This window comes from Shewanella sp. 5S214, from assembly GCF_041439795.1.
In the GTDB taxonomy this organism is placed as follows: domain Bacteria; phylum Pseudomonadota; class Gammaproteobacteria; order Enterobacterales; family Shewanellaceae; genus Shewanella; species Shewanella vesiculosa.
In genome coordinates, this window is sequence record NZ_JBGOOV010000025.1 from 41881 (window position 1) to 66202 (window position 24322).

The following is a 24322-nucleotide window of genomic DNA, read 5'->3' on the forward strand; positions in this document are numbered from 1 at the left end:
GACACGATGAAATTTTCAATTGATAGGGACGCCCTATTAAAGCCGTTGCAGCTAGTGTGCGGCGCGGTAGAACGCAGACACAATTTACCTATTTTAGCCAACTTATTAGTTGAAGTTAGTGAGTCTTCACTTAAGCTAACGGGCACTGATTTAGAAGTTGAGTTAGTGGGCCAAGCGGCTATTCATGGTGATATTGATGTCGGTCGTACGACCGTTCCTGCCAAAAAACTGCTGGATATTGTTAAGTCATTGCCAGAGCAAAGTGAATTAAAAGTCGAACAGCAAGATAATAAATGGTTATTGCGTTCAGGCCGTAGCCGTTTTTCCTTAGCAACATTACCTGCCGAAGATTACCCCAACGTTGAAGCATTCCAAGCGGATATTGAATTTAGCTTAAAGCAAGGTGTGTTGAAGTCGATAATTGACTCTACTCAGTTTTCTATGGCCAACCAAGATGTGCGTTATTATCTCAATGGATTGTTATTTGAGACCGAAGGTAATGTATTACGTGCTATCGCTACAGATGGACACCGTTTAGCATTAAGCCATCGCACCCTTGAGGTGACATTACCTGAAAAGCAAGTCATTGTACCGCGTAAAGGTGTGGTTGAAATGGCGCGCTTACTCGACAGTGACGATCAGGACATCACCATTGCTATTGGTGATAATGCCATTCGAGCGGTTACCAGTTCTGCTGTGTTTACCAGTAAACTTGTTGATGGACGTTTCCCTGATTACCGCCGAGTGTTACCTAAGGGTGGCAACAAAGTGGTCATTGCCAGTCGTAATCAATTAAAGCAAGCGTTAACCCGTGCTTCTATTCTGTCGAATGAAAAATTCCGTGGTGTACGTATTCAGCTTGAATCTGGTTTATTAAAAATTACCGCTAATAATCCTGAGCAAGAAGAAGCTGAAGAGATCATTGATGTTGAATATGACTCTGACAATCTAGAAATTGGTTTTAACGTTAGTTATCTACTTGATGTTTTAAATAACTTAGCCAGTGATGAAGTTCGTATTACTCTAATTGATGGCAATTCGAGTGCCTTGATTGAAAACCACAAAGAAGAAGATTCTATGTATGTGGTGATGCCAATGCGTCTATAACGGATTATTGTCTAACAAGTTATATAAGGTGCTGTAAGGCGCCTTATTTGTCTTTACTGGATTAATCACAGCGGTTATCACAAATAGGTTTTCATGAGTTTATCGCGTATTACCATCAGTTCATTTCGTAACATTACCTCAGCATCATTGGAGCCTTGTAAGGGCTTAAATTTGATTTACGGTCAAAATGGCAGTGGCAAAACCAGTATTCTTGAAGCTATTTATTTTTTGGGTATGGGCCGCTCATTTCGTAGCCATTTATCGCAACGTGTGATCAACCATGAAGACGATAAACTCACCTTGTTTGCCCATTTAATAGACGCTGAACGAGACTGTAAAATAGGTTTACGTCGTTATCGAAGTGGTGAGACAGAAGTTAAAATTGATGGTGAAAAGGTTAAGCGTTTATCGACCTTAGCCGAAACCTTGCCTATTCAAGTCATCACCCCAGAAAGTTTTTCGTTATTGTTCGAGGGACCTAAAGCTCGACGTCAATTTATCGATTGGGGTGCATTTCATTCTGATCCGAATTTTTATCAAGCTTGGGTGAATACTCGAAAGGTATTAAAGCAGCGCAATCAATTACTTAGAAATCAATCTTCCTACAGCCAAATACAGTTTTGGGATAAGGAGTTGGTGCGGTATGCTGAACAGGTTACCGATATACGAAATCTATATGTAGACTCGTTAAATGAGCTACTAAAGGGTATAATCGGGGTGTTTTTACCTCATATTGATATTAAGGTTTCTTTTACCCGAGGATGGGACAGTAAAACGGATTTTGCCCAATTACTTGAAAACCAATACTCAAGAGATTTAGCCGCTGGTAATACGGGCAGCGGCCCCCACAAAGCAGACTTACGTTTGCGAGTGGGTAATTTACCAGCGCAGGATGCGTTGTCCCGTGGACAATTAAAATTATTAGTCTGTGCACTGCGTATTGCACAGGGAAAGTTGCTCAAACAACAACTAGATAAAAATAGTATTTATCTAGTCGACGATTTACCGTCGGAGTTGGATGCACAGCATAGGCAGCTATTGCTTCAGCAGTTAACCGAAACCGGTGCACAAATTTTTGTCACTGCGATCGATCCGCAAGCAATAGTCGATTCGTTATCTAGCCCTCCAAACAGGATGTTTCATGTGGAACAAGGGCGAGTAACGGTTATTGAATAACAACGAGAGATAAATATGTCAGAGAATAGTTACGATTCTTCGAGTATCAAGGTATTAAAAGGCCTTGATGCAGTCCGTAAGAGACCTGGTATGTACATTGGTGATACTGATGATGGCACAGGTCTTCATCACATGGTATTCGAAGTGGTTGATAACTCTATCGATGAAGCTTTAGCCGGCCATTGTAGCGATATCACCATTACCATTCATTCTGATGGTTCAGTCTCAGTAAAAGACGATGGTCGTGGTATTCCTGTGTCAATCCACGAGGAAGAGGGGATCTCTGCCGCTGAAGTTATTATGACCGTACTTCATGCTGGTGGTAAGTTTGATGATAACTCTTACAAAGTCTCTGGCGGTCTTCACGGCGTGGGTGTGTCGGTCGTTAACGCCTTATCAGAAAAACTACAGTTAACCATTCGTCGTGCAGGTAAAGTCTATGAGCAGTTTTATACTCATGGGGTACCAGATGCGCCGATCAAAGAAATCGGTGATGCAGTTAAAACCGGTACCGAACTTCGTTTTTGGCCAAGTAGTCAGACGTTTACCGACGTTGAATTCCATTTCGAAATTTTAGCCAAACGAGTACGTGAACTGTCTTTCCTCAACTCTGGCGTGGGTATTCGTTTAGTTGACGAACGTGATAACAAAGATGAGTTCTTTAAGTATGAAGGTGGTATTAGTGCTTTCGTAGATTACTTAAACCGTAATAAAACGCCAATAAACAAAGATGTATTCCATTTTTCACAAGAGCGTGATGACGGTATTACTGTCGAAGTTGCCATGCAGTGGAATGATGGTTATCAAGAAAACATCTTCTGTTTTACCAACAATATTCCTCAGCGCGATGGTGGTACTCACTTAGTGGGCTTCCGTGGTGCATTAACACGTAACCTGAATAACTACATGGAACGTGAAGGTTTTAACAAAAAAGGTAAAACCAGTGCTACTGGTGATGATGCCCGTGAAGGCTTAACTGCGGTTATTTCTGTTAAAGTGCCAGATCCTAAGTTCAGTTCACAAACTAAAGACAAACTTGTATCAAGTGAAGTGAAAAGTGCAGTTGAACAAACCATGGGTGAGCAGTTAAACGATTACCTATTAGAAAATCCAGCAGATGCTAAATTAATTGTTGGCAAAATTGTAGATGCGGCTCGTGCACGTGAAGCGGCGCGTAAAGCTCGTGAAATGACTCGCCGTAAAGGTGCATTAGATTTAGGTGGCTTGCCAGGCAAACTGGCTGACTGCCAAGAGAAAGATCCAGGTCTTTCTGAAATCTATATCGTGGAAGGGGACTCTGCTGGCGGATCAGCCAAGCAGGGACGTAACCGTAAAAACCAAGCCATTCTACCGCTGAAAGGTAAAATCTTAAACGTAGAAAAAGCGCGTTTTGATAAGATGTTATCTTCACAAGAAGTCGCAACGCTTATTACTGCATTAGGTTGTGGTATCGGCCGTGACGAATATAATCCAGATAAAACGCGTTATCACAACATCATCATCATGACCGATGCTGACGTCGACGGCTCACATATTCGTACCTTGCTGTTGACCTTCTTCTTCCGTCAAATGCCTGAGTTAATCCAACGTGGCTATATTTATATTGCGCAACCACCACTGTTTAAAGTGAAAAAAGGTAAGCAAGAACAGTATTTGAAAGATGAGCCAGCATTAACGGAATACTTAACCACTCAAGCACTTGATGGCACTAATATTTATCCAAGCCAAGGTGCGTTGGGAATGTCTGGTGAGCCATTAGAGCGTTTAGTCGCCCAGTATCGTGAAGTTGAACGTATTATTAAGCGTCTAGAAAAGCGTTTCCCAGCAGTGTTACTTGACCGCATGTTGTATCACCCTGAAGTGACAGCTGATGTGTTGAGTGATGAAGCGAAGATGACGACTTGGTGTAATGCCTTTATCGCGGACTTAATTGATCGAGAAAGCAGCGGAATTATCTTTACCGTTAATGTGATGCTTGATCCTGAGCGTAAGGTTTATACCCCTAGTGTGACGATCCGTAAACACGGTATTGATACTAATTATTTATTTGGTTATGACTTCTTCACCTCAACCGATTACCAACGTATTGCTAAATTAGGTGCTGCGTTAGACGGTATGATTGAAGAAGGCGGCTATGTACAACGTGGCGAGCGTGTTAAGGAAGTTGAAAGCTTCTTAGAAGCGTTAGATTGGACTATCAGTGAAGCAAAACGCGGTCTGTATATCCAACGTTATAAAGGATTGGGTGAAATGAACCCTGAGCAATTGTGGGAAACTACAATGGATCCTGAATCACGTCGTATGTTACGTGTCACCATTGAAGATGCTGTTGCTGCCGATCAGCTATTTACCTGCTTAATGGGTGATCAAGTTGAGCCGCGTCGTGAGTTTATTGAAACTAATGCGCTCAATGTAGCTAACTTAGACGTATAAGCGCGTTTTTAAAAAAAAAGGGTGCCTATAGGGCACCCTTTTTTGTATTTTTTACTATGGTTATATAGTATTTAATTCAACTTCTCATAAGGTTATTAATTGTGGTTACTGGTTTTTTTAAAAAATTATTCAATATTCGTGACCGTAATGAACAAGTTAAATTTACTGGCAAAACATCAGTTGAAAAACGCCAGCAGATCCAACAACAATCGACACAACCCGCTGTTGAAATTACACCTAAACTTGCAGCTGAGTCGCAGTTAGATTTGTCGGCATTGTTTTATAGTTTATTGTTTGCTAGCCAACAATCAACCACCACAGGTATTGCCAATAATCTTGAACGAAGCGTAATGCAAAAAATTGAGCAAGCACTTAGCTCACCAGAGTCTATTGCTGAAAATGTATTAAAACTTCCTAGTAAAATACTCGAACTTGATAAGAAGCTTGCTGATGACAGTATTGAAACCCAAGAGCTAATAAAGCTCATTGAGCAAGACCCTTTATTATGTGTTGAAGTACTCAAACTATGCAATTCACCCGCATTTAAACGTGCAGATACGGATGTTAGTAGCATTCAACAAGCGTTAGTGCAGGTGGGGCGACAACAGTTAAGGCAGTTTATTACCACTTGCTTAGCCCGAGAATTAATTGATATCAAAGCTATTTATTTTCGACGCTTTGGTGCAGAAATTTGGCGCCATTCTATGCAAGTGGCTTTTTTAGCCAGCGAATTAGCTCGCTCTGAGCAACGAGATCGTGCTTTTTTATTAGGCTTGTTACATGACGTGGGTAAAATTGCGATTTTTAAACTGCTGGTGGATGCTTTTTATCAAGCAGAGCCCGGAGAGCAGCCGAGTTCTTCGTTGTTTAAGCAAGTGATGACCACCAAGTCATTAACGCTGAGTGCGCTTTTAGCTCGTTACTGGCAATTACCAGAGCACTTTGAAGCATCATTAACTTTGTTAGCGAATAGCAATATTAAACCTGTGGATGAGATGGCATTACTCATTTGGAAAGCCAATATTATTAGTGAGTGTTCGATGTTGCAACAGGTTGATAAATTACCTCAAGCAGCATTGGCGCTGTTGTTGGCCCAAGTGGACTTGAGTGAAGAAGAGTTTATTGTGCTACATCAAAAGCTGATGCAGTTTTAGATACTCTTTAAAAGTAGTCTGTCTTTGGTGATCCGGTTGTAGATTGATTAAGATATGCTTTTTATCATCATTTGAGTTTTATCATTGTATTGCCCATAAAAAAGCGCCTTTCGGCGCTTTTTTTGTTAATGATAGTCGACTGACACTATTGCAGTAATGAAATATCCGCAACGTGTAAGAACTGCTCACGAAGATTAGTTAACAAAGCTAAACGGTTGTTTTTCAATGCTTCATCATCTGCCATTACCATCACATCTTCAAAGAACTGATCGACGCTCTCACGTAAGTCAGCTAATAAGGTTAATGCTTGTTGGTAATCACCTGTGGCAAACAAGGGAGCTAACTGTGGTTGCAGTTGTGCAAGTTTAGCCGCTAAGGTTTTTTCTGCTGTTTCGCTTAATAGTGCTTGGTTGATGGTTTCAGGCAGTTTACCTTCAACTTTAGCCAAGATATTAGAAACACGCTTATTGGCTGCAGCAAGCGCACTAGACGCTTCTAAACCACGGAAATGAGATACTGCATTAACGCGACTGTCAAAATCAGCTGGGCGAGTCGGACGACGAGCAAGCACGGCTAAAATAACATCAACTTGAATACCTTTATCTTGATACCAGGCTCGGAAACGTGCCAGTAGGAACTCTAGGACATCCTCACTGGTATTAACATTGGTGACGTTTGCAGCATGCAATGTTTGTGCTTTAGCAATTAATTCTACTAAATCCAAAGGTAGCTTGTGTTCAACAATAATTCGCAAAATACCGATAGCAGCTCGACGAAGTGCAAATGGATCTGCCGCGCCTTTAGGTGCTTGGCCAATACCAAAAATACCCACTAAAGTATCGAGTTTTTCGGCTAAAGCAACAGCGCAAGATACATTTGCTGTTGGTACTGTATCACCAGAGAACTTAGGCTTATATTGTTCTTCAAGTGCTAGCGCTACCGCTTCAGTTTCGCCGTCTAAGCGGGCGTAATGCATGCCCATAGTGCCTTGGGTGTCAGTAAACTCCATGACCATGTTGGTCATAAGGTCTGCTTTAGACAATAAGCCTGCACGGCTAGCATCTAGGCTACTAGTATTGACGCCATTGTCGTTCATTTGTGTTGCAATAAAGCCTGCTAACGCTGAAATACGTTCAACGCGCGCTTTTAGTGTGCCCAGCTGCTTTTGGAATACAACCGTATCTAAACTGGCAATACGAGACTCAAGCGTGTGCTTTTTATCAGTGTTAAAGAAGAACTCTGCATCAGCCAGACGTGGACGAACGACTTTTTCGTTACCTGAAATAATCTGCTGTGGATCTTTTGATTCTATGTTGGTGACAAAGATAAAGTTAGGTAATAACTTGCCGCTGTTATCAAATACCGGGAAGTACTTTTGATCACCTTTCATGGTGTAAACTAAGGCTTCTGAAGGCACATTTAGAAACTTTTCTTCAAAGCTAGCTGTTAGCACTATTGGCCATTCAACCAATGAAGCGACTTCTTCTAGTAGGCCGTCTTGAATATCGGCAATACCACCTAATTTAGCTGCTGCAGCTTCAGCATCAACTTTGATTAGCGATTTACGTAATTCATAATCTGCTAGTACTTTACCTTGCTCTTTTAGCGCGGCCAAATAGTTGTCGGCATGATCTAACTCAAAGCTGGCTTTACCCATAAATCGGTGGCCACGAATAACGCGGTCAGATTTAATACCAAGTAATTCACCCGCAACTAACTCGTTGCCTAATAGCATGGTCACAGTGTGAACTGGTCGAATAAACTGAGTTTTGTTGTTTCCCCAACGCATTGGTTTAGGGATAGGTAATTTATCGAGAGCTCGTTGTGCCATGTCAGCAATTAAGCTTTTGGTTTCAACACCAACCACTTTAGCTTGGTGAACTAACCATTCACCTTTATCGGTTGTTAAACGCTCTGCTTGCTCAACCGTAATGCCATTACCACGGGCCCAGCCTTGTGCTGCTTTAGTTGGGTTACCGTCAGCATCAAATGCTGAGCTAACCGCAGGACCGCGTTTTTCAACGACTTTATCGGCTTGTGCTAAAGCTAATCCCAATACGTTAATGGCCAAGCGTCGTGGGGCTGCATACCAAACGGCAGAATCAAATGGCAGGTCTGCTTTGGTTAATTCATCGGTAAAGTTAGCTAAAAAAGATTCCGCTAATGTGCGTAGCGCCTTTGGCGGTAATTCTTCGGTGCCCACTTCAATGAGTAAGTTTTCAAAATTCATCTGTTACCTCTACTTACACAGTGGGAAGCCAAGCGCTTCACGTGCTTGATAATAAGATTCTGCAACACCTTTTGCCATCGTACGAACGCGAAGGATATAACGCTGACGTTCGGTGACAGAAATTGCATGGCGTGCATCAAGTAAATTGAAAGCGTGCGATGCTTTCATTACTTGCTCGTAAGCAGGTAGTGGTAATGGTTTTTCTAGTGATAATAAGTGCATGCACATCTTTTCACATTGATCGAACAGGGTGAACATAAAATCGACATCGGCGTGTTCGAAGTTATAAGTCGATTGCTCAACTTCGTTCTGGTGAAAAATATCACCATAGGTCACACGGCCTAAAGGTCCGTCTGTCCACACCAGATCATATACACTATCAACTTCCTGAATGTACATTGCTAGACGTTCTAGACCGTAAGTAATTTCGCCGGTAACAGGACTACATTCAATACCGCCAACTTGTTGGAAGTAAGTAAACTGTGTCACTTCCATACCATTGAGCCAAACTTCCCAGCCTAAGCCCCATGCGCCCAATGTTGGTGATTCCCAATTGTCTTCGACAAAGCGAATATCATGTATTTGAGTATCGATGCCTAGAGCTTCAAGTGAGCCTAAATAAAGCTCTTGAATATTATCTGGTGATGGCTTGAGGACCACTTGAAATTGGTAGTAATGCTGTAAGCGGTTAGGGTTTTCACCATAGCGTCCATCAGTAGGACGGCGAGACGGTTGCACGTATGCACTGCTCATTGGCTCAGGGCCTAATGAACGTAAGAACGTCTGCGGGTGGAAAGTACCAGCGCCAACTTCCATATCTAGAGGTTGAACAATTGCGCAACCTTGCTGCGCCCAATATTCCTGAAGGGTTAGGATGAACCCCTGAAATGTCTTTACGTCATGTTTCGTCGTCATGTCTACTACTGTCAGGCTATTAATAGAAAATGTTGATGATTATACCTTGTAGAGCAAGGTAGATGTAGGTTATTTTTTAACGTACTACTCAAAACGTTAATGGAACCGTACCATGCAAGTTAACCGATGTGGCTGGGTAAGTGAAGACCCTTTATATCAGCATTATCATGATACTGTTTGGGGACGACCTGAATTTGATCCTAAACAGCTTTTTGCTAAGTTATGTCTTGATGGCCAACAAGCTGGATTGTCTTGGATTACCATTCTAAAAAAGCAACAAAATTACGAATTACTGTTTGCTAATTTTGAGCCGAGTATTATTGCACAGTACGATCAAGTTAAAGTGGCAGAGTTAATGCTCGAACCGGGTATTGTGCGCAATCGTCTTAAAATAAACTCGATCATCAGAAATGCTAAAGCTTATTTAGCATTTGTAGAGCAGGGTGATGATTTCTCTGAGTTTTTATGGGGTTTTGTTGGTGGTAAACCTAAAGAAAATAACTTCAGTTCATTAAGCCAGGTTCCTGCACAAACACCAGAATCTGAAGCTATGTCTAAGGCGTTAAAAAAGCTTGGTTTTAATTTTGTTGGTCCGACAATTTGTTATGCATTTATGCAAGCCGTGGGCATGGTGAATGATCACACCACAGATTGTCATTGTTATGGTCAGTATTGATTTTATTAAAAGTATAAAAAAAGGTGTTCCACGTGGAACACCTTTTTTATTGGCTTAACTTAATCGTTAGATTTTTTCAAAGAAAAACGGCTTACGTTTATGTTTATCACCATTTAGTTGATTCATGGTTTCTGAATTAAATAGCTTACCATTAACCATAGTGTAAGTGACTTTATCAGTCGTTCTTATATCGGCTAATGGATCGCCATCAATCACAATTAAGTCAGCCAATTTACCCACTTTGATAGAACCCAGTTGATGGTCCATACCAAAGGTTGTCGCCGGATTGATTGTCGCGGTTTTTAATACTTCCATATTACTCATGCCGCCTTGAGCAAACATCCACATTTCCCAATGTGCTGCTAATCCTTCTCGTTGACCATGAGCACCAATATTAGGTTTAACGCCGATGTTGTTTAACTCATTGGCTACGCGGGCAACATTAAAGTGGTTGTAATGTTCGTCCGGTGCTGTGGTTCTTCGCATTGATCGGGCATCAAGTATATCGTGCGGCACATACATACTTAGGCGAGGGTGAGCCCAAACGTCGGTTTTATCATACCAGTAATGCTCACCAGAAATACCACCATATGCAACCACTAGCGTCGGGGTATAGTGAACTTCTGTTTGGCTCCAGAATTGCTTAATATCATTGTAAATTGATGCTGCTGGCAATGAATGTTCTACCGTCGTGTGACCATCGGCTATCATGGATAAATTGTGCTGCAGTAAACTGCCACCTTCAGGCACTACCATCATTTCGAGCTCTCGCGCAGCAGCAATAATTTGTTGGCGTTGATCACGACGTGGTTGGTTGTAACTCTTTACGCTAAATGCACCGACTTTTTTAAGACGCTCTAAGTGGAACTTTGCATCATCAAGTGAATCAACATGCGAAGTATAACCAGGTAAGTTTGCTCCGTATAAAATCGTCCCCGTAGAGAAAATACGCGGTCCAACAATTTTGCCTGCTTTTTGTTGTTCTGAAGCGGCAAATATTTCGGTTGTGTCATTTGATGGGTCGTGAATAGCTGTTACCCCAAGTGACAGACCTGAATATAAGGCCCAGTTTTGTTGTGGAATAATCTCATCATCTGCTTGGCCACCATGAGCGTGAGCATCAAACAGGCCGGGCATGATGGTTTTGCCACTAATATCGATAATTTGGGCATTTTTAGGAATGACTGTATTAGCATCACCAACACTAACAATTTTATTGTCTTTAACGATAACGACACCATTATCAATAACTTGGTCATTTTCCATCGTAATCACTTTGCCGCCGGTAAATACTACTGTTCCACGTGGAACATCAGCTTTATCTTTAAAACCAATTGCAGTGATTTTAGGATCGACCTTGGTTTCCGCTTTTGTATATTGAGTGTCTACGTCTGCTTGATATAAATCTGGGCCCAATGTCCAATACAGTTGGTTGTTCTTACCGTTCCAGCTAATGCTTTCACCTGCACGGGCGCTTAGTTGAGTAATGGGTAAGTTGGTTGCTTTAGGCCCAATCGCAATGGTTTCACCATGTTTAGCAAAGGGAGTGACGTACACTCTAAAGCGTTCAGCAAAAGCTAAGTGCTCACCGTTGGGTGATAAACGAAACTCAGTAGCATGGTCGCTGGTGTAATGGGTACGTTTTTCAAAACCGTTCATGCCGATAGAGGCAAACTCTGGGGTTTCCCCTGAATCCATAAAGTAAACACGGTCTGAGTCAGCTCCGAATTGTGGTTGATGGCCACTGGCTGTTAGTTTGGTACTTTGCTTTCCTTTGATATCGACTTTATATAAACCGGGTTCTTGTGACCAAGTTCGTGGTGTCATGTAGCCACCGCGCGCTTTTCGATAAACAATATATTCGCCATTAGGTGAAAAGGTTGGTTCGACATATTTGCCAGGCTCGTTGGTCAACACCTTAGCTTTACCACCTCTGGCGCTAACAACACTGACTGTGCCTTGCTGTTGATCATTCCAAGTGGTGAATACGATGTCTTTACCGTCACGTGACCACTGTGGGAATAGCTCATTGATGTCATCATCTAAACGGGTTAATCGTTTATGTTTACCGTCTTTAATATCACGAATCCAAATTTTACCTAAGGCTTCAAATACTACTTTTTCGCCATCTGGTGACACTTGTGCCATACGCAGCATTTTTACATCAAATTCATCTTTATCTAAGTTTTGAGTAAAGCGGACTGATGGCTGAATATCTCTTTGAGTGTTAACACTGAATGGAATATCTATTACTTGTTTACTGTCGACATCAAGTTTATTGATTTTACCTTTAGCCCAAAATACGATGTGCTTATTGTCTTTGGTCCACGACATAGTTGGGTACACACCATGAATAGCCCATGTTTCCTGCATATCACGATCAAGTTTGTCATACAGCTTGGTTTCTTCACCGGAGGTTAAATCGAGAGAATAGAGCGTTGACTGGAATCCATCACGTTTGATGTAAGCAAGGGTTTTACCGTCAGGGCTTGGTGTTGGTCTAATCGCACCACCAGTACCTTCAATCAATACTTCAATATCGCCTGTTTGTGTGTCGTAACGTTTGATCTTATAAATGCCTTTTACCGAGTCTTTAGAATAGTGAAAGGTTTTACCTGGGGTCGCATCTTGGCTAAAGTAAATATAACGGCCATCAGGTGAATAGGCGGGTTCACCTAAATCTTTTTGCTCGTTAGGACGCTCAGTTAGTTTTACCCCTTCGCCACCAGCAACGTGAAACATCCACACTTCACCGGCTCCTAAGCTGCGAGTGCCGGTGAAGTGTTTTCTGGCTACTAAATACTGTGAGTCAGGACTCCAGGCTGGGCTGTTGAGTAAACGAAAGGTTTCAGTCGTTATTGCATGTGGATTAGTGCCATCGGCATTCATTATCCAAATATTATCGCCACCATCTTCATCAGAGGTGAAAGCTATATACTTACCGTCTGGGCTATATACTGGCTGCATTTGCCAAGCGATACCTTGTGCCAGTGGTTTTGCTTCACCTCCAGCTATCGGTATTTGGTAAATATCACCTAATAGATCAAATACAATGTGTTCACCATCAGGTGATACATTGATGTTCATCCATGTCCCTTCGGTAACATTAATATCAATTTTACTCAATGGCGCGTTTTCAGGAGCATTTACGTGCCATTTTACTTTGTCATCTTCGGCATAGGCAAAGCTAGAAATACCTAGAGTAAGTGCCATAGCGGTGTAAAGAGGGGTGAGTTTTTGAGTCAACATAGAGTAGATTATCCGTTGTCGTTTTTATTTTCAGTGGATTTAATCAAGCTTAATACTCGTGTAGGTCATCTCATTTAGCATGATTAGATGACCTGAAGAGTACTTGGCTTTACTGCGTTTGTCGGTTTGAATGGTTCCTTTATCGCATAAATTACCGATAAGGGGTATAACAAATCTGTATCAATTAATGACAGACGATAACACGCATGTTTGTTATCGATTAACAAACAATGAGTGCTATAGCGTTAGATTTTAATATGAAAGGCTTAAATGAAAATGATTTATCGATTTTGCTAATCGATATTTACTGAGTCATCGGCTTGTATTAAGCCAGCTTGGATCACGCGGCAGGTGACTCCGCCACGCCAGTCAGGTGTTAATGCTTGTTCAAGCCCTGAGTGAGCTTGTTGCATTTTTTTACATGGATCGGTTTCGCCAGTGATTTGTAGTTTTAGCTCAGTACCAATTGAGATCGTTTTACCTACATCCGCAGGGCTAAATTCATAGCCGCTGATCAATAAGTTAGCTCGACGAGTTAACCAATCTAAATCTACATTAATTTGCTGGCAGGCTTTTTGCCATTGCTGTTTTGACATCACTGTCACCTGGCGTTTACCTGGTCGGCCAAAAACGTCATTCTCGACACCGCGCTCTAAAGTCACATTGGCACAGAAAGCGGGTTTCATCACGCCGCGTTTTGCTGTTTTGTATGCGATTGCTTCCAATGTGATTGTCATTTTTAAAGTCCTTTTTTGAGTAAATAGTGATATGGCGTTTTACTGGTATCGCTAGCAATTAATGTGTGATCCATAAATTCACAAAAGCTGGGTATGTCTCGTGTAGTGGCAGGGTCATCCGCTATAACAAGTAATGTTTCACCGTCAGCCATTTTACGTACTGTTTTACGGATCATCATCACTGGCTCTGGACAGCGAAGACCAAGAGCGTCGAGCTGGTGTTGCGCCTGGGTATAAATATCGTTCATTGAGTGCTATCTATTTTACTTATCTAATTATCGCTAATGTTACTCTTGTCATTTATGCTTGCCAAGTTTGCTATTAATTTATGTTGTTTTATCTTTTTTTATTTTTCATAAAACATGTTTCACGTGGAACATTAGCCAAAGCATAAAAATTTAAAAATAAAAAAACGAGCCAATTTGGCTCGTTTTCATTGCAGCTGATGAATGATCAGCTAGAGATTTTAAACCTTATACGCGTTCGAATACGGTTGCGATGCCTTGACCTAAACCGATACACATAGTGGCAAGACCAAGCGTTGCATCTTTTTCTTCCATTAAGTTAATCAGAGTCGTTGATATACGAGCACCTGAACAACCTAGTGGATGACCTAATGCAATCGCGCCACCGTTAAGGTTAATCTTTTCATCGACAACATCTTGTAAGCCAAGATCTTTAACACAAGGTAATGACTGTGCCGCAAACGCTTCGTTTAATTCGATAAGATCTAAATCGGCAACAGATAAGCCAGCGCGAGCTAATGCTTTTTTGGTTGCAGGTACAGGACCATAACCCATGATAGCTGCATCACAACCCGCAACGGCCATTGAGCGAATACGTGCGCGAATGGTTAAGCCTAATGCACGAGCTTTAGATTCTTCCATCACTAACATCGCCGAAGCACCGTCTGACAATGCAGAAGATGTACCCGCGGTTACGGTACCGTTTACAGGGTCGAATGCTGGACGTAAACCCGCAAGTGACTCAAGTGTTGTTTCAGGACGGATTACTTCGTCTGTCATTACTTTGATCAGTGCGCCGTTTACGTCGTGGCCTTCAATGCCCCAAATCTCTTTGGCAAAACGACCTTCAATAGTGGCAGCATGAGCGCGTTGATGAGAACGTACTGCAAACGCATCTTGTTGTTCACGAGTAATGCCGTGCATTTTACCTAACATTTCGGCGGTTAAGCCCATCATGCCAGATGCTTTCGCTACGCGGTTTGCAAGACCTGGGTGAAAATCAACCCCGTGGTTCATTGGTACGTGACCCATGTGTTCAACACCACCAATAATAAAGGTGTCGCCTTGACCGGTCATGATGGCACGAGCCGCTTGATGAAGAGCATCCATTGATGAACCACATAAACGGTTTACGGTAACGGCACCCGCTGTTTTAGGGATACCAGCCAATAATGATGCGTTACGAGCAATGTTGAAACCTTGCTCTAGTGTTTGCTGCACACAACCCCAAATAACATCTTCAATGTCATTAGGGTCTAGTTGCGGGTTACGCACTAGTAATGCTTTCATTAATTCTGCAGAAAGAGTCTCTGCACGTACATTTCTAAATACCCCTGCCTTTGAACGGCCCATTGGGGTACGAATGCAGTCTACGATAACAGCTTGTTTCATGATTTAATTCCTTTCCCACTAATTAGGCTTGGTAGTAACTACCGTTGTTGGCTGCAAGTTCACGCATGGTATCGGTTACTTGATATAAGCCACCAAGATGTGCGTATTTGTCTGCTAGGGCAACAAAGTTTGCTACGCCCATGGTGTCTAAATAACGGAATACACCGCCACGGAATGGAGGGAAACCAATACCGTAAACTAGACCCATATCGCCTTCAGCAGGTGATGCAATAATGCCTTCTTCTAAACAACGAACCGTTTCGATGATCATTGGGATCATGCAACGAGCGATGATGTCATCTGACTCGAATGCTTTTAATTCACCAAACGTTTCGCCTAATAATGCATAGCTTGTAGGATCAATGTCTTTCTTCGGCTTACCACGACGGTCAACAGAATAGGCATAGAAACCCTTAGTGTTTTTCTGACCTAGACGTTTGTTTTCAAACATAATATCGATAGCGTCTTTGCCATTTTTACCCATACGATCAGGGAAGCCTTCTGCCATAACTGCTTGGGCGTGATGACCAGTATCTAAACCGACAACGTCAAGTAAGTAAGCAGGACCCATTGGCCAACCAAACTGTTTTTCCATCACTTTATCGACAGCGGCGAAATCAGCGCCTTCGGCAAGAAGACCACTAAAGCCAGCAAAGTATGGGAACAATACGCGGTTAACGAAGAAACCTGGACAATCGTTAACAACAATCGGGGTTTTACCCATTTTGCTCGCGTAAGCAACAACTGTTGCGATGGTTTCTTCTGAGCTGTGCTCACCACGGATAATTTCAACTAATGGCATTTTGTGCACTGGGTTAAAGAAGTGCATACCGCAGAAACGTTCTGGTTTCTTCAGGCTTTTAGCCAGTAAGTTGATTGAGATAGTTGAGGTGTTTGACGCAATAATCGCATCTTCAGAGACGTATTGCTCAACTTCTGCAAGTACAGTCGCTTTTACTTTTGGATGTTCAACAACCGCTTCTACAACGATATCGCTATTTTTGATAGCGGCATAATCTAAAGAAGGGGTAATGTTGTTTAATACTTTAGCCATTTTCTCTGGCGTAGAGCGGCCGCGAGCAACTTGAGTAGTAAGGATTTTAGCCGCTTCGTTCAAGCCTAACTCTAATGCTGGCTGAGCGATGTCTTTCATGACAATTGGCGTGCCTTTGCTGGCGCTTTGGTAAGCAATACCGCCGCCCATAATACCTGCACCCAATACCGCAGCTTGGTTAACATCATGAGCTAACTTAGCAGCTTTCTTAGCTTTGCCTTTAACGAATTGGTCATTTAAGAAAATACCAATTAGTGCTTGAGCAACATCTGTTTTCGCTAATTTAATGAAAGCTTGTGCTTCCACTTTTAGCGCGCCGTCACGATCTAAACCAGCAGCCTGTTCGACAACATTCACAGCAGCCATTGGCGCTGGATAATGCTTGCCTGCAACTGAGAACACCATGCCTTTAGCCGTTGCAAAAGACATCATGGCTTCAAGTTTAGGTAGCTGAAGTGCTGATTGCTTTTTGGTGCGACGAGCTTGCCAATCAAGGCTACCATTAAGTGCATCATGCAACATTTGAATCGCTGCAGCTTCTAAGTTTTCGGGGGCTACAACGGCATCAATCGCGCCAACTTTCAAAGCATCTTCTGGGCGTTGGTCTTTGGCTGTGGTAATCCACTCAAGCGCATTATCTGCACCAATCACGCGCGGTAAACGCACAGTGCCACCAAAACCAGGAATAAGGCCTAATTTTGTTTCTGGTAAACCGATGCGAGCATTGGTATCGGCAACGCGTAAGTCGGTCGCTAAAATAGTTTCACAACCACCACCAAGAGCAAAACCGTTAACAGCAGAAGCTGTTGGAAACGGTAAATCTTCAAGTTTGTTGAATACCGCGTTAGCTTGTTCAACCCAAGCTAGCAAGGTTGCATCATCTTGTTGGAAAAGGGTTAAGAATTCGGTGATGTCAGCACCAACAATAAACGTGCTTTTTGCTGATGTCAGCAATAAAGCTTTAATATTGGTGTTTTGTTTGATGCTGTCTAGCGCTGCATCAAGGGAGGCTATGGTTTCTCTGTCAAATTTGTTTACCGAACCTTGTGCGTTAAAACACAGTTTGGCAATATTATCTTCAAGTAACTCAACCTGAATGGTAGGGCTTTGGTAAATCATTGCTTGCTTCCTTATTGCTTAAAAGCGACTTCCACATCTTATTTACTGTGCAGTTATCAAGCTTGAATCACAGCAGTTTCGGCCATCTATTGACCAGCTAATTCTCAGTGTGCGACTAAATGAGAAAAATTACAACACCCAATTTAAACGGCCGTTTAATTTTTTATCATCTAGCGAGGAGTTTTTATGTTTGTGATAGACTGATTGAGTTAAAACTTATGAAAAGGGATAGTCAATGGATCAGTTAGCTCATCTATACCATGCACACATCGACGAACTAAATCGTCGTGTCGCTGAAATTTGTCAGCGTGAAAATATCTCGGGTTTAGTCATTCATTCAGGGCAACCGCACCGACAGTTTTTAGATGACTTAAATTATCCCTTTAAAGTTAACCCGCAATTTAAAGCTTGGTTACCTATTTTAGATACCGCTAATTGTTGGGTTATCGCCAATGGCCAAGACAAGCCAACGCTAGTTTTTTATCGTCCGGTCGATTTTTGGCATAAGGTTAACGATGTACCGCAGGCTTTTTGGACTGAACATTTTGATATTCAGCTATTAACTAAGCCAGATCGTATCGCAGACTATCTACCTAAAAACCTCACAACATGGGCTTATGTCGGTGAGCATTTAGACGTTGCTGATGTATTAGGTTTTAGTGCGCGTAATCCTGATGCGGTAATGAACTACTTACATTACCACCGTGCTGATAAAACTCAGTATGAACTTGAGTGCATGCGTCGAGCGAACCAAATTGCGGTAAAAGGGCATTTGGCTGCCAAAAATGCTTTTTATAATGGTGCCAGCGAGTTTGAGATCCAGCAATGCTATTTGCTTGAAATTGGCCAGAGTGAAAACGAAGTGCCCTATGGCAACATTGTCGCGTTAAATCAAAATGCGGCTATTTTACATTACACCGCTTTAGAGCATGCTAAGCCGGCTCAGCGGTTATCATTTTTGATTGATGCAGGTGCTAACTTCCATGGTTATGCTGCCGATATCACTCGAACATACGCATTTGAGAAAAATCGTTTTTGTGAATTAATTGCCGCCCTAGATAAAGTGCAATTAGCCATTATTGGGCAAATGAAGCCAGGAGTTAAATACGTCGATCTGCATGTTGCGACACACCATCATATAGGCCAGTTACTGATTGATTTTGGCATAGCTAATGGCACAGCTGAACAGTTAGTCGCCCAAGGTGTTACTAGTGCCTTTTTCCCACATGGGCTAGGGCATATGTTAGGGTTACAAGTTCATGATATGGGCGGATTTGCCCACGATGAACGTGGAACCCATATCGCGGCGCCAGAAGCGCATCCCTTTTTACGTTGCACTCGAGTATTGGCTGCAAATCAAGTGCTCACCATTGAGCCGGGCCTTTACATTATAGATACCTTGCTTGAGCAACTATCTACAACAGCCAAGCAAACCATTAATTGGCAAACCGTTGCTGAGCTGCGACCGTTCGGTGGTATCCGCATCGAAGATAACGTGATTGTGCATCATAACCGAGTTGAAAATATGACAAGAGAGTCTGGTTTAGTTGATTGAGTCATACCTAATACCACAAGCTAACCTAGTCATAGAAGAAGAGATAAAGCATAGCCGCTTTATCTCTTTGTTATTTCATTGCCCGCATGCTAATGATATGAAGTTAGTACTTACTGACATAAAGCAGCAATATCCAGGTGCAAACCACTATTGTTATGCATTCGTTGCTGGTAGCCCTGAAAATACCATTGATATGGGGGCTAGCGATGATGGCGAGCCGTCAGGTAGTGCGGGTAAGCCCATGTTAGCGTGTTTACAAGGCGCAAATATTGGTGAGCTTGGTGCTATTGTTGTGCGTTATTTTGGTGGTACTAAGTTAGGCGTTGGTGGTTTAGTACGAGCTTATACTTCGGGTATCAAGCAAGGGTTAACTCAAATACAAACTCAGGTTAAGCATTTGAGGTATCCGGCAAACTTAGTGTGTCATTATGCTCAACTAGCTGATATTGAATATTTAGTTGCTCAACACGACGGCGTAGTAATCGATAAAGTGTTTACTGACCGGGTTGAAATACGCCTTGAGTTGGCTAAATCACATCATCAGGCGTTTAACTTAGCGCTAGCGACTCTGACTCAGGGCCAGCTACAAGTAAAGTTTACAGTTTGAGCTATGACTAACTTATGCCAAAATGTCACTCAATTGTTAAATCCGACGCAGCACAACTAAACAGAATCCTTAATGCAATATAAAACAATTATTAGAATTACCGGTTTGCTGATGGGATTATTTTCAATCACTATGCTGCCGTCAGCATTAGTGGCTATCTTGTACAAAGATGGTGGTGGTACTGCTTTTATTCAGGCTTTTTTTGTCAGTATTTTTTTAGGGTTTTTATTATGGTATCCCAATCGTCATCAAAAAGCTGAGCTGCGAACTCGTGAAGGTTTTTTGATTGTGGTGTTGTTCTGGACCGTTTTGGGGTCGATAGGTGCACTGCCGTTTATTTTTGCTAATAACCCCGATTTAAGTTGGACCGACAGTTTTTTTGAATCGTTTTCAGCGTTAACTACCACGGGAGCCACCGTTATTGTTGGCTTAGATGACTTGCCTAAGTCAATATTGTTTTATCGTCATTTGCTGCAGTGGATGGGCGGTATGGGGATTATTGTATTAGCCGTCGCTATTCTACCTTTGCTGGGTATTGGTGGTATGCAGCTATATAAAGCAGAAGTACCGGGGCCAGTAAAAGACACTAAAGTGACACCGCGTATTGCTGAAACAGCTAAAGCATTGTGGTACATATACTTTATGCTTACCTCTGCTTGCGCATTGGCATATTACTTTGCCGGTATGGATGCTTTTGATGCTATTTGTCATTCGTTTTCGACCATTGCGATTGGTGGTTTTTCTACTCATGATGCCAGCATGGGCTACTTTCAAAGCCCGTTGATCAATGTGATTTGTGCAATATTCTTGCTGATTGCGGCGGTCAATTTTAGCTTACACTTCGCTGCATTCACTCGCCGTGGCATTAACGTTAAAGTGTATTTAAAAGATGCTGAGTTTAGGGTGATTATTGCGATTCAATTGGTGTTGACTGCGATTTGTTTTATCACTTTGTATCAGTCTGGTATTTACGATACGCCAGAGAAAACCCTTGATTATGCCTTTTTTCAAGTGGTTTCTATTTCCACAACCGCCGGCTTTGGTACCGAAAGTTTTCATTCCTGGCCGTTGTTTTTGCCTATTTTATTAATATTTTCCAGTTTTATTGGTGGTTGTGCAGGCTCAACAGGTGGCGGCATAAAAGTGATTCGATTCATTCTACTTATTCTGCAAGGTTCACGTGAGCTTAAACGCTTAGTACATCCTAAGGCATTGTATTCAATCAAAATTGGTTCAACTGCATTGCCGGATAGAATTATTGATGCTGTGTGGGGATTCTTTTCTGCTTATGCATTAGTCTTTGTCGTCTGTATGGTGATTTTGATGGCTTTAGATATGGACGCCATTACTGCGTTCAGTGCAACCGCTGCAAGTATCAATAACTTGGGCCCAGGTTTAGGTGATGTTGCATCAAATTATGCGAGTATTTCAGACGGTGCAAAGTGGGTACTGGTCATGGCAATGCTATTCGGTCGATTAGAGGTGTTCACCTTATTGGTGTTATTCACCCCAACATTTTGGAAAAATTAATGTTAAACACGCTTATTTTATACTCAACGGTTGACGGGCAGACATTAGCCATTTGTCAGCAAATTCAACAAAGATTAACTGAGCAAGGTGAGCAAGTTAATCTAGTCAATCTGGCACAGGTGAGTGCTGATGCATTAGCTTGTGCTGATAAAGTGGTAATAGGTGCCAGTATTCGCTACGGTAAACATAGACCAGAGTTGTTCAAGTTTGCCTCACAAAACAAGGCGATACTTGATACCAAACTGAATAGTTTTTTTACCGTAAACGTTGTGGCAAGAAAACCTGAGAAAAATACCCCAGAGACCAATCCATATATGGTGAAGTTTCTCGATTTATCCGCTTGGCAGCCTCAGCTGCTAGGGGTGTTTGCCGGTAAAATTGATTATCCTCGTTATCGTTTCTTCGATAAATTTATGATTCGATTTATCATGTGGATGACCAAAGGGCCGACTGATACTAAGGGGACGTTCGAGTTTACTGACTGGGATAAAGTGGATGATTATGCTAAAAAGATAGCAGCGCAAAAATAATCTCATAGCATTAATAGCGTGTCTAATGATACGCGCTATTAACGCTCGATATGGTTTAAATACCTATGTTGTGTAAACTAGATAGTGGTTAACCCTCACAGTCTTTAAACGCAGTAGCGTCGATGTAGAATAGAAATAACCTCGGTAACTTGTTCATTCTTAAGTGTGTAATAAACGACTTGTGAACTCTTACGTGTGTTGACCAAATCTTGAGTTCGCAGTACCGCCAAATGCTGTGACAAGGCAGATTGGCTCAGCGGGACAGTTTCATTTAACTCTGTAACACTTAACTCATTTTCTAGCAGTAAACATAAAATCATTAAGCGGTAAGGATTCGCAATGGCTTTGAGCCATTGTGCTGCCGTTTCTGCATTATTAAGCATTGTTGCGACATCGATATCTTGCTTCATGAGAGTCCTTATATGACTTTTAATGACCAGCTAGTTTGGATACAGCCGTGTTTATTTAACATCATACTTCCGCATCATCGAGATCTCAATTTTAACTATTAAATATATGAGCTATTTCTAATTTGTGATCATTACAGAGGTTTTAAAAAGCTTTTCTTGCCAAACTGAGGCAAATTAATCAGTAATGAGAGCCGCAAAATGGCCAATATTTTAGTGTTGTATTATTCTCGAGGTGGCCACACCGCACACATTAGCCGTGCAATTGCAGAGCAAATTCAATCTAAAGGCGATCATTGTGATGTGGTGAATCTTAACGATAAGATCCCAATTGAGTGGTCTAAATATCAAGCTGTGGCCTTAGGTGCTTGTGTACTTTATGGCTCTTATCATAAATCGGTATTTGAGTTTGTACGTATAAATCAGCAACATTTATCGCAACTTCCCAATAGTTTTTTTTGCGTTAATGTGGTGGCTCGCAAACCTGAAAAACGTATCCCTGAGAACAATAAATACCTACAGAAGTTTTTAACTTTATCGCCGTGGAAACCACAAGATGTCAAAATTATTGCCGGTAAAGTCGATTACCCATCCTGGCCTTGGTATGACAGCTTGATGATCCGTCTTATTATGAAAATGACCGATGGACCTACAGATCCCAGTGCTATTATCGATTATACCGACTGGGAGGATGTGAAAGTCTATGCTGATCACATTCGCCATTTAGCATCTTCTGCGGCAGTGGTTGCTTAAGGAACCTAAAAACGCCAAAATTTAGGGTGAAACAATACCGCAACAGTGAGTATTTCCAAGCGCCCTAATAACATACCTATTGCTAATGCCCATTTTGCGACATCTGGCAGCGGGGCAAAGTTACCTGCAGGGCCAATAATTGGCCCAAGGCCTGGCCCTACGTTGGTCACAGCCGTTATCGCGCCAGTAAAGCTCGTCATCGGGTCTAAGCCTGTGAGCACTAAAGTAATTGAAAGCATTAATATGACGATAACCATGAGCATAAAAAACGCCATGATTGAGCGGACAATATCGTCATTAATGCGATGGCCATTATATTTGTCTTTAAACACACCATTAGGGTGGAATTGTTGCTTAATTTGTTGACGCATAATGGAGAATGCGATTTGAAAACGAAATATTTTTATCCCACCAGATGTCGAGCCGGAACAACTGCCAATAAACATTAAAAATAAAAATACTACACTGGCTACAGCGCCCCATGATTGATAATCAGTTAAGCCGTAACCTGTGGTGGTAATCACTGAAGTGACATTAAAACTGGCTAATCTTAGTGCATCGATAAACGCTATATCTTGTTCTCGCCATAGCCAAAAAGCGAGTGAAAACGACACCAGTAATACAAAGCGTAAAAACCCTATGACTTGTTGGTCATTCCATAAGCGTACACTGCGTTGCTGTATGGTTTGTACAAACATTAATAACGGTAATCCACCCGCTAACATAAACACAATACCTACCCAATGTGCTGAATGCGAAAAGGCTGCCATTGAGCTATCTGACGTTGAATATCCACCAGTTGATAATGTTGTCATGGCATGATTAATGGCATCAAACCAACTCATGCCAGCCATGTGATAAGACACAGTACACAGCAGTGTTAGGACGACATAAATAAGAAACAAGTGTTTAGCCATATGCTGGGTGCGAGGAATGGTTTTGTCGCTCCAGTCAGATGACTCCGTTCTAAATAAGCGCATTCCCCCAACATTGAGAAACGGCAAAATTGCTACTGCCATAACAATAAACCCAATGCCACCTAACCATTGTAGTAATGAACGCCATACTAGAATGCTACGGTCCATGCTGTCTAAGCCCGACATGACTGTCGAGCCTGTAGTGGTAATGCCAGACATAGTCTCAAAGAACGCGTCGGTATAATTGATACCGTGATAAAGAGTGAAGGGCAGTGCGGCAAATAAACTCACTACAAACCATGTAATACTCGTCAGCATGAACATGTCGCGGATATTGAGATTAAAATGATGGTTTCGACCATTTTGAATGCACAAAATAGCGATAAATCCGCTACATAAACCGGATATCATAAAGTCGCCAATAGTCTCTTCACCATAAAATAGTGCAAAAGCCATGGGGACGAACATAAATCCGGTTAGTATTGAGAGGAAAATACCGAGGATAAAAATGATTTGTTTGGCGTTAAACATAATAA

19 protein-coding genes are annotated in these 24322 nt (G+C 41.9%); 10 read left to right on the top strand and 9 right to left on the bottom strand.

Annotated features, from left to right (window positions below):
- Window positions 1-6 precede the first annotated feature (6 nt).
- From dnaN to ACED29_RS15965, 4 genes are all read left to right on the top strand, one after another.
- A complete protein-coding gene (gene dnaN / locus ACED29_RS15950; protein ID WP_124016570.1) occupies window positions 7-1107 on the top strand; it encodes a DNA polymerase III subunit beta in 1101 nt (366 codons plus the stop codon).
- Between the two features lie 93 nt (window positions 1108-1200).
- On the top strand, window positions 1201-2283 hold the full coding sequence (gene recF / locus ACED29_RS15955) for a DNA replication/repair protein RecF (RefSeq protein ID WP_124016569.1): 1083 nt from the start codon (window positions 1201-1203) through the stop codon (window positions 2281-2283).
- A gap of 15 nt (window positions 2284-2298) precedes the next feature.
- Window positions 2299-4716, top strand: a complete 2418-nt coding sequence (gene gyrB / locus ACED29_RS15960) for a DNA topoisomerase (ATP-hydrolyzing) subunit B (protein WP_124016568.1) — start codon at window positions 2299-2301, stop codon at window positions 4714-4716.
- Window positions 4717-4817: 101 nt separating this feature from the next.
- Window positions 4818-5870, top strand: a complete 1053-nt coding sequence (locus ACED29_RS15965; protein ID WP_371698061.1) for an HDOD domain-containing protein — start codon at window positions 4818-4820, stop codon at window positions 5868-5870.
- A 145-nt stretch (window positions 5871-6015) separates the two neighbouring features.
- Here ACED29_RS15965 and glyS read toward each other — a convergent pair whose 3' ends face one another.
- Window positions 6016-8100: a glycine--tRNA ligase subunit beta gene (glyS, locus tag ACED29_RS15970; protein ID WP_371698062.1), complete on the bottom strand. Its 2085-nt coding sequence runs from the start codon at window positions 8098-8100 to the stop codon at window positions 6016-6018.
- Window positions 8101-8109: 9 nt separating this feature from the next.
- Window positions 8110-9015, bottom strand: coding sequence for a glycine--tRNA ligase subunit alpha (glyQ, locus tag ACED29_RS15975; RefSeq protein ID WP_124016565.1), 906 nt, complete (start codon window positions 9013-9015; stop codon window positions 8110-8112).
- Between the two features lie 112 nt (window positions 9016-9127).
- Between glyQ and ACED29_RS15980 the strand changes: the two genes are divergently transcribed.
- Window positions 9128-9691 carry a DNA-3-methyladenine glycosylase I gene (locus tag ACED29_RS15980; protein WP_347690794.1) on the top strand — a complete coding sequence of 188 codons (564 nt, stop codon included), beginning with the start codon at window positions 9128-9130 and terminating at the stop codon, window positions 9689-9691.
- Between the two features lie 66 nt (window positions 9692-9757).
- On the opposite strand, the gene ACED29_RS15985 is transcribed toward ACED29_RS15980, so the two are convergent.
- From ACED29_RS15985 to fadB, 5 genes are all read right to left on the bottom strand, one after another.
- Window positions 9758-12940 (bottom strand): amidohydrolase family protein, encoded by a 3183-nt coding sequence (locus tag ACED29_RS15985; RefSeq protein WP_371698063.1) that lies wholly within the window; start codon window positions 12938-12940, stop codon window positions 9758-9760.
- Between the two features lie 293 nt (window positions 12941-13233).
- Entirely contained in the window at window positions 13234-13677 is a 444-nt protein-coding gene (locus ACED29_RS15990) for an MOSC domain-containing protein (protein WP_182723693.1), read from the bottom strand.
- 2 nt (window positions 13678-13679) lie between these two features.
- Window positions 13680-13925 carry a sulfurtransferase TusA gene (gene tusA / locus ACED29_RS15995; protein WP_124016561.1) on the bottom strand — a complete coding sequence of 82 codons (246 nt, stop codon included), beginning with the start codon at window positions 13923-13925 and terminating at the stop codon, window positions 13680-13682.
- A 225-nt stretch (window positions 13926-14150) separates the two neighbouring features.
- Window positions 14151-15314: an acetyl-CoA C-acyltransferase FadA gene (gene fadA / locus ACED29_RS16000; protein WP_124016560.1), complete on the bottom strand. Its 1164-nt coding sequence runs from the start codon at window positions 15312-15314 to the stop codon at window positions 14151-14153.
- A 22-nt stretch (window positions 15315-15336) separates the two neighbouring features.
- Entirely contained in the window at window positions 15337-17487 is a 2151-nt protein-coding gene (gene fadB, locus ACED29_RS16005) for a fatty acid oxidation complex subunit alpha FadB (protein ID WP_182698823.1), read from the bottom strand.
- 235 nt (window positions 17488-17722) lie between these two features.
- Between fadB and pepQ the strand changes: the two genes are divergently transcribed.
- The 4 genes from pepQ to hemG (ACED29_RS16025) all read left to right on the top strand — a co-directional run bounded on the left by pepQ (window position 17723) and on the right by hemG (ACED29_RS16025) (window position 21709).
- Window positions 17723-19042, top strand: a complete 1320-nt coding sequence (gene pepQ / locus ACED29_RS16010) for a Xaa-Pro dipeptidase (RefSeq protein WP_371698064.1) — start codon at window positions 17723-17725, stop codon at window positions 19040-19042.
- On the top strand, window positions 19035-19649 hold the full coding sequence (locus tag ACED29_RS16015; protein WP_182723691.1) for a YigZ family protein: 615 nt from the start codon (window positions 19035-19037) through the stop codon (window positions 19647-19649). The genes pepQ and ACED29_RS16015 overlap by 8 nt, the downstream gene beginning before the upstream one ends.
- Before the next feature lie 72 nt (window positions 19650-19721).
- A complete protein-coding gene (locus ACED29_RS16020) occupies window positions 19722-21179 on the top strand; it encodes a TrkH family potassium uptake protein (RefSeq protein ID WP_124016556.1) in 1458 nt (485 codons plus the stop codon).
- Complete coding sequence (gene hemG / locus ACED29_RS16025; protein WP_371698065.1) at window positions 21179-21709, top strand: menaquinone-dependent protoporphyrinogen IX dehydrogenase; 531 nt, start codon at window positions 21179-21181, stop codon at window positions 21707-21709. Before ACED29_RS16020 ends, hemG (ACED29_RS16025) begins: the two co-directional genes overlap by 1 nt.
- A 104-nt stretch (window positions 21710-21813) precedes the next feature.
- Here hemG (ACED29_RS16025) and ACED29_RS16030 read toward each other — a convergent pair whose 3' ends face one another.
- Window positions 21814-22119, bottom strand: coding sequence for a metalloregulator ArsR/SmtB family transcription factor (locus ACED29_RS16030; RefSeq protein ID WP_124016554.1), 306 nt, complete (start codon window positions 22117-22119; stop codon window positions 21814-21816).
- A 198-nt stretch (window positions 22120-22317) separates the two neighbouring features.
- On the opposite strand from ACED29_RS16030, the gene hemG (ACED29_RS16035) reads away from it, so the two are divergent.
- On the top strand, window positions 22318-22869 hold the full coding sequence (gene hemG, locus ACED29_RS16035; protein ID WP_273059499.1) for a menaquinone-dependent protoporphyrinogen IX dehydrogenase: 552 nt from the start codon (window positions 22318-22320) through the stop codon (window positions 22867-22869).
- A 5-nt stretch (window positions 22870-22874) separates the two neighbouring features.
- Here hemG (ACED29_RS16035) and ACED29_RS16040 read toward each other — a convergent pair whose 3' ends face one another.
- A complete protein-coding gene (locus ACED29_RS16040; protein ID WP_182698819.1) occupies window positions 22875-24317 on the bottom strand; it encodes a TrkH family potassium uptake protein in 1443 nt (480 codons plus the stop codon).
- Between the last annotated feature and the right edge of the window lie 5 nt (window positions 24318-24322).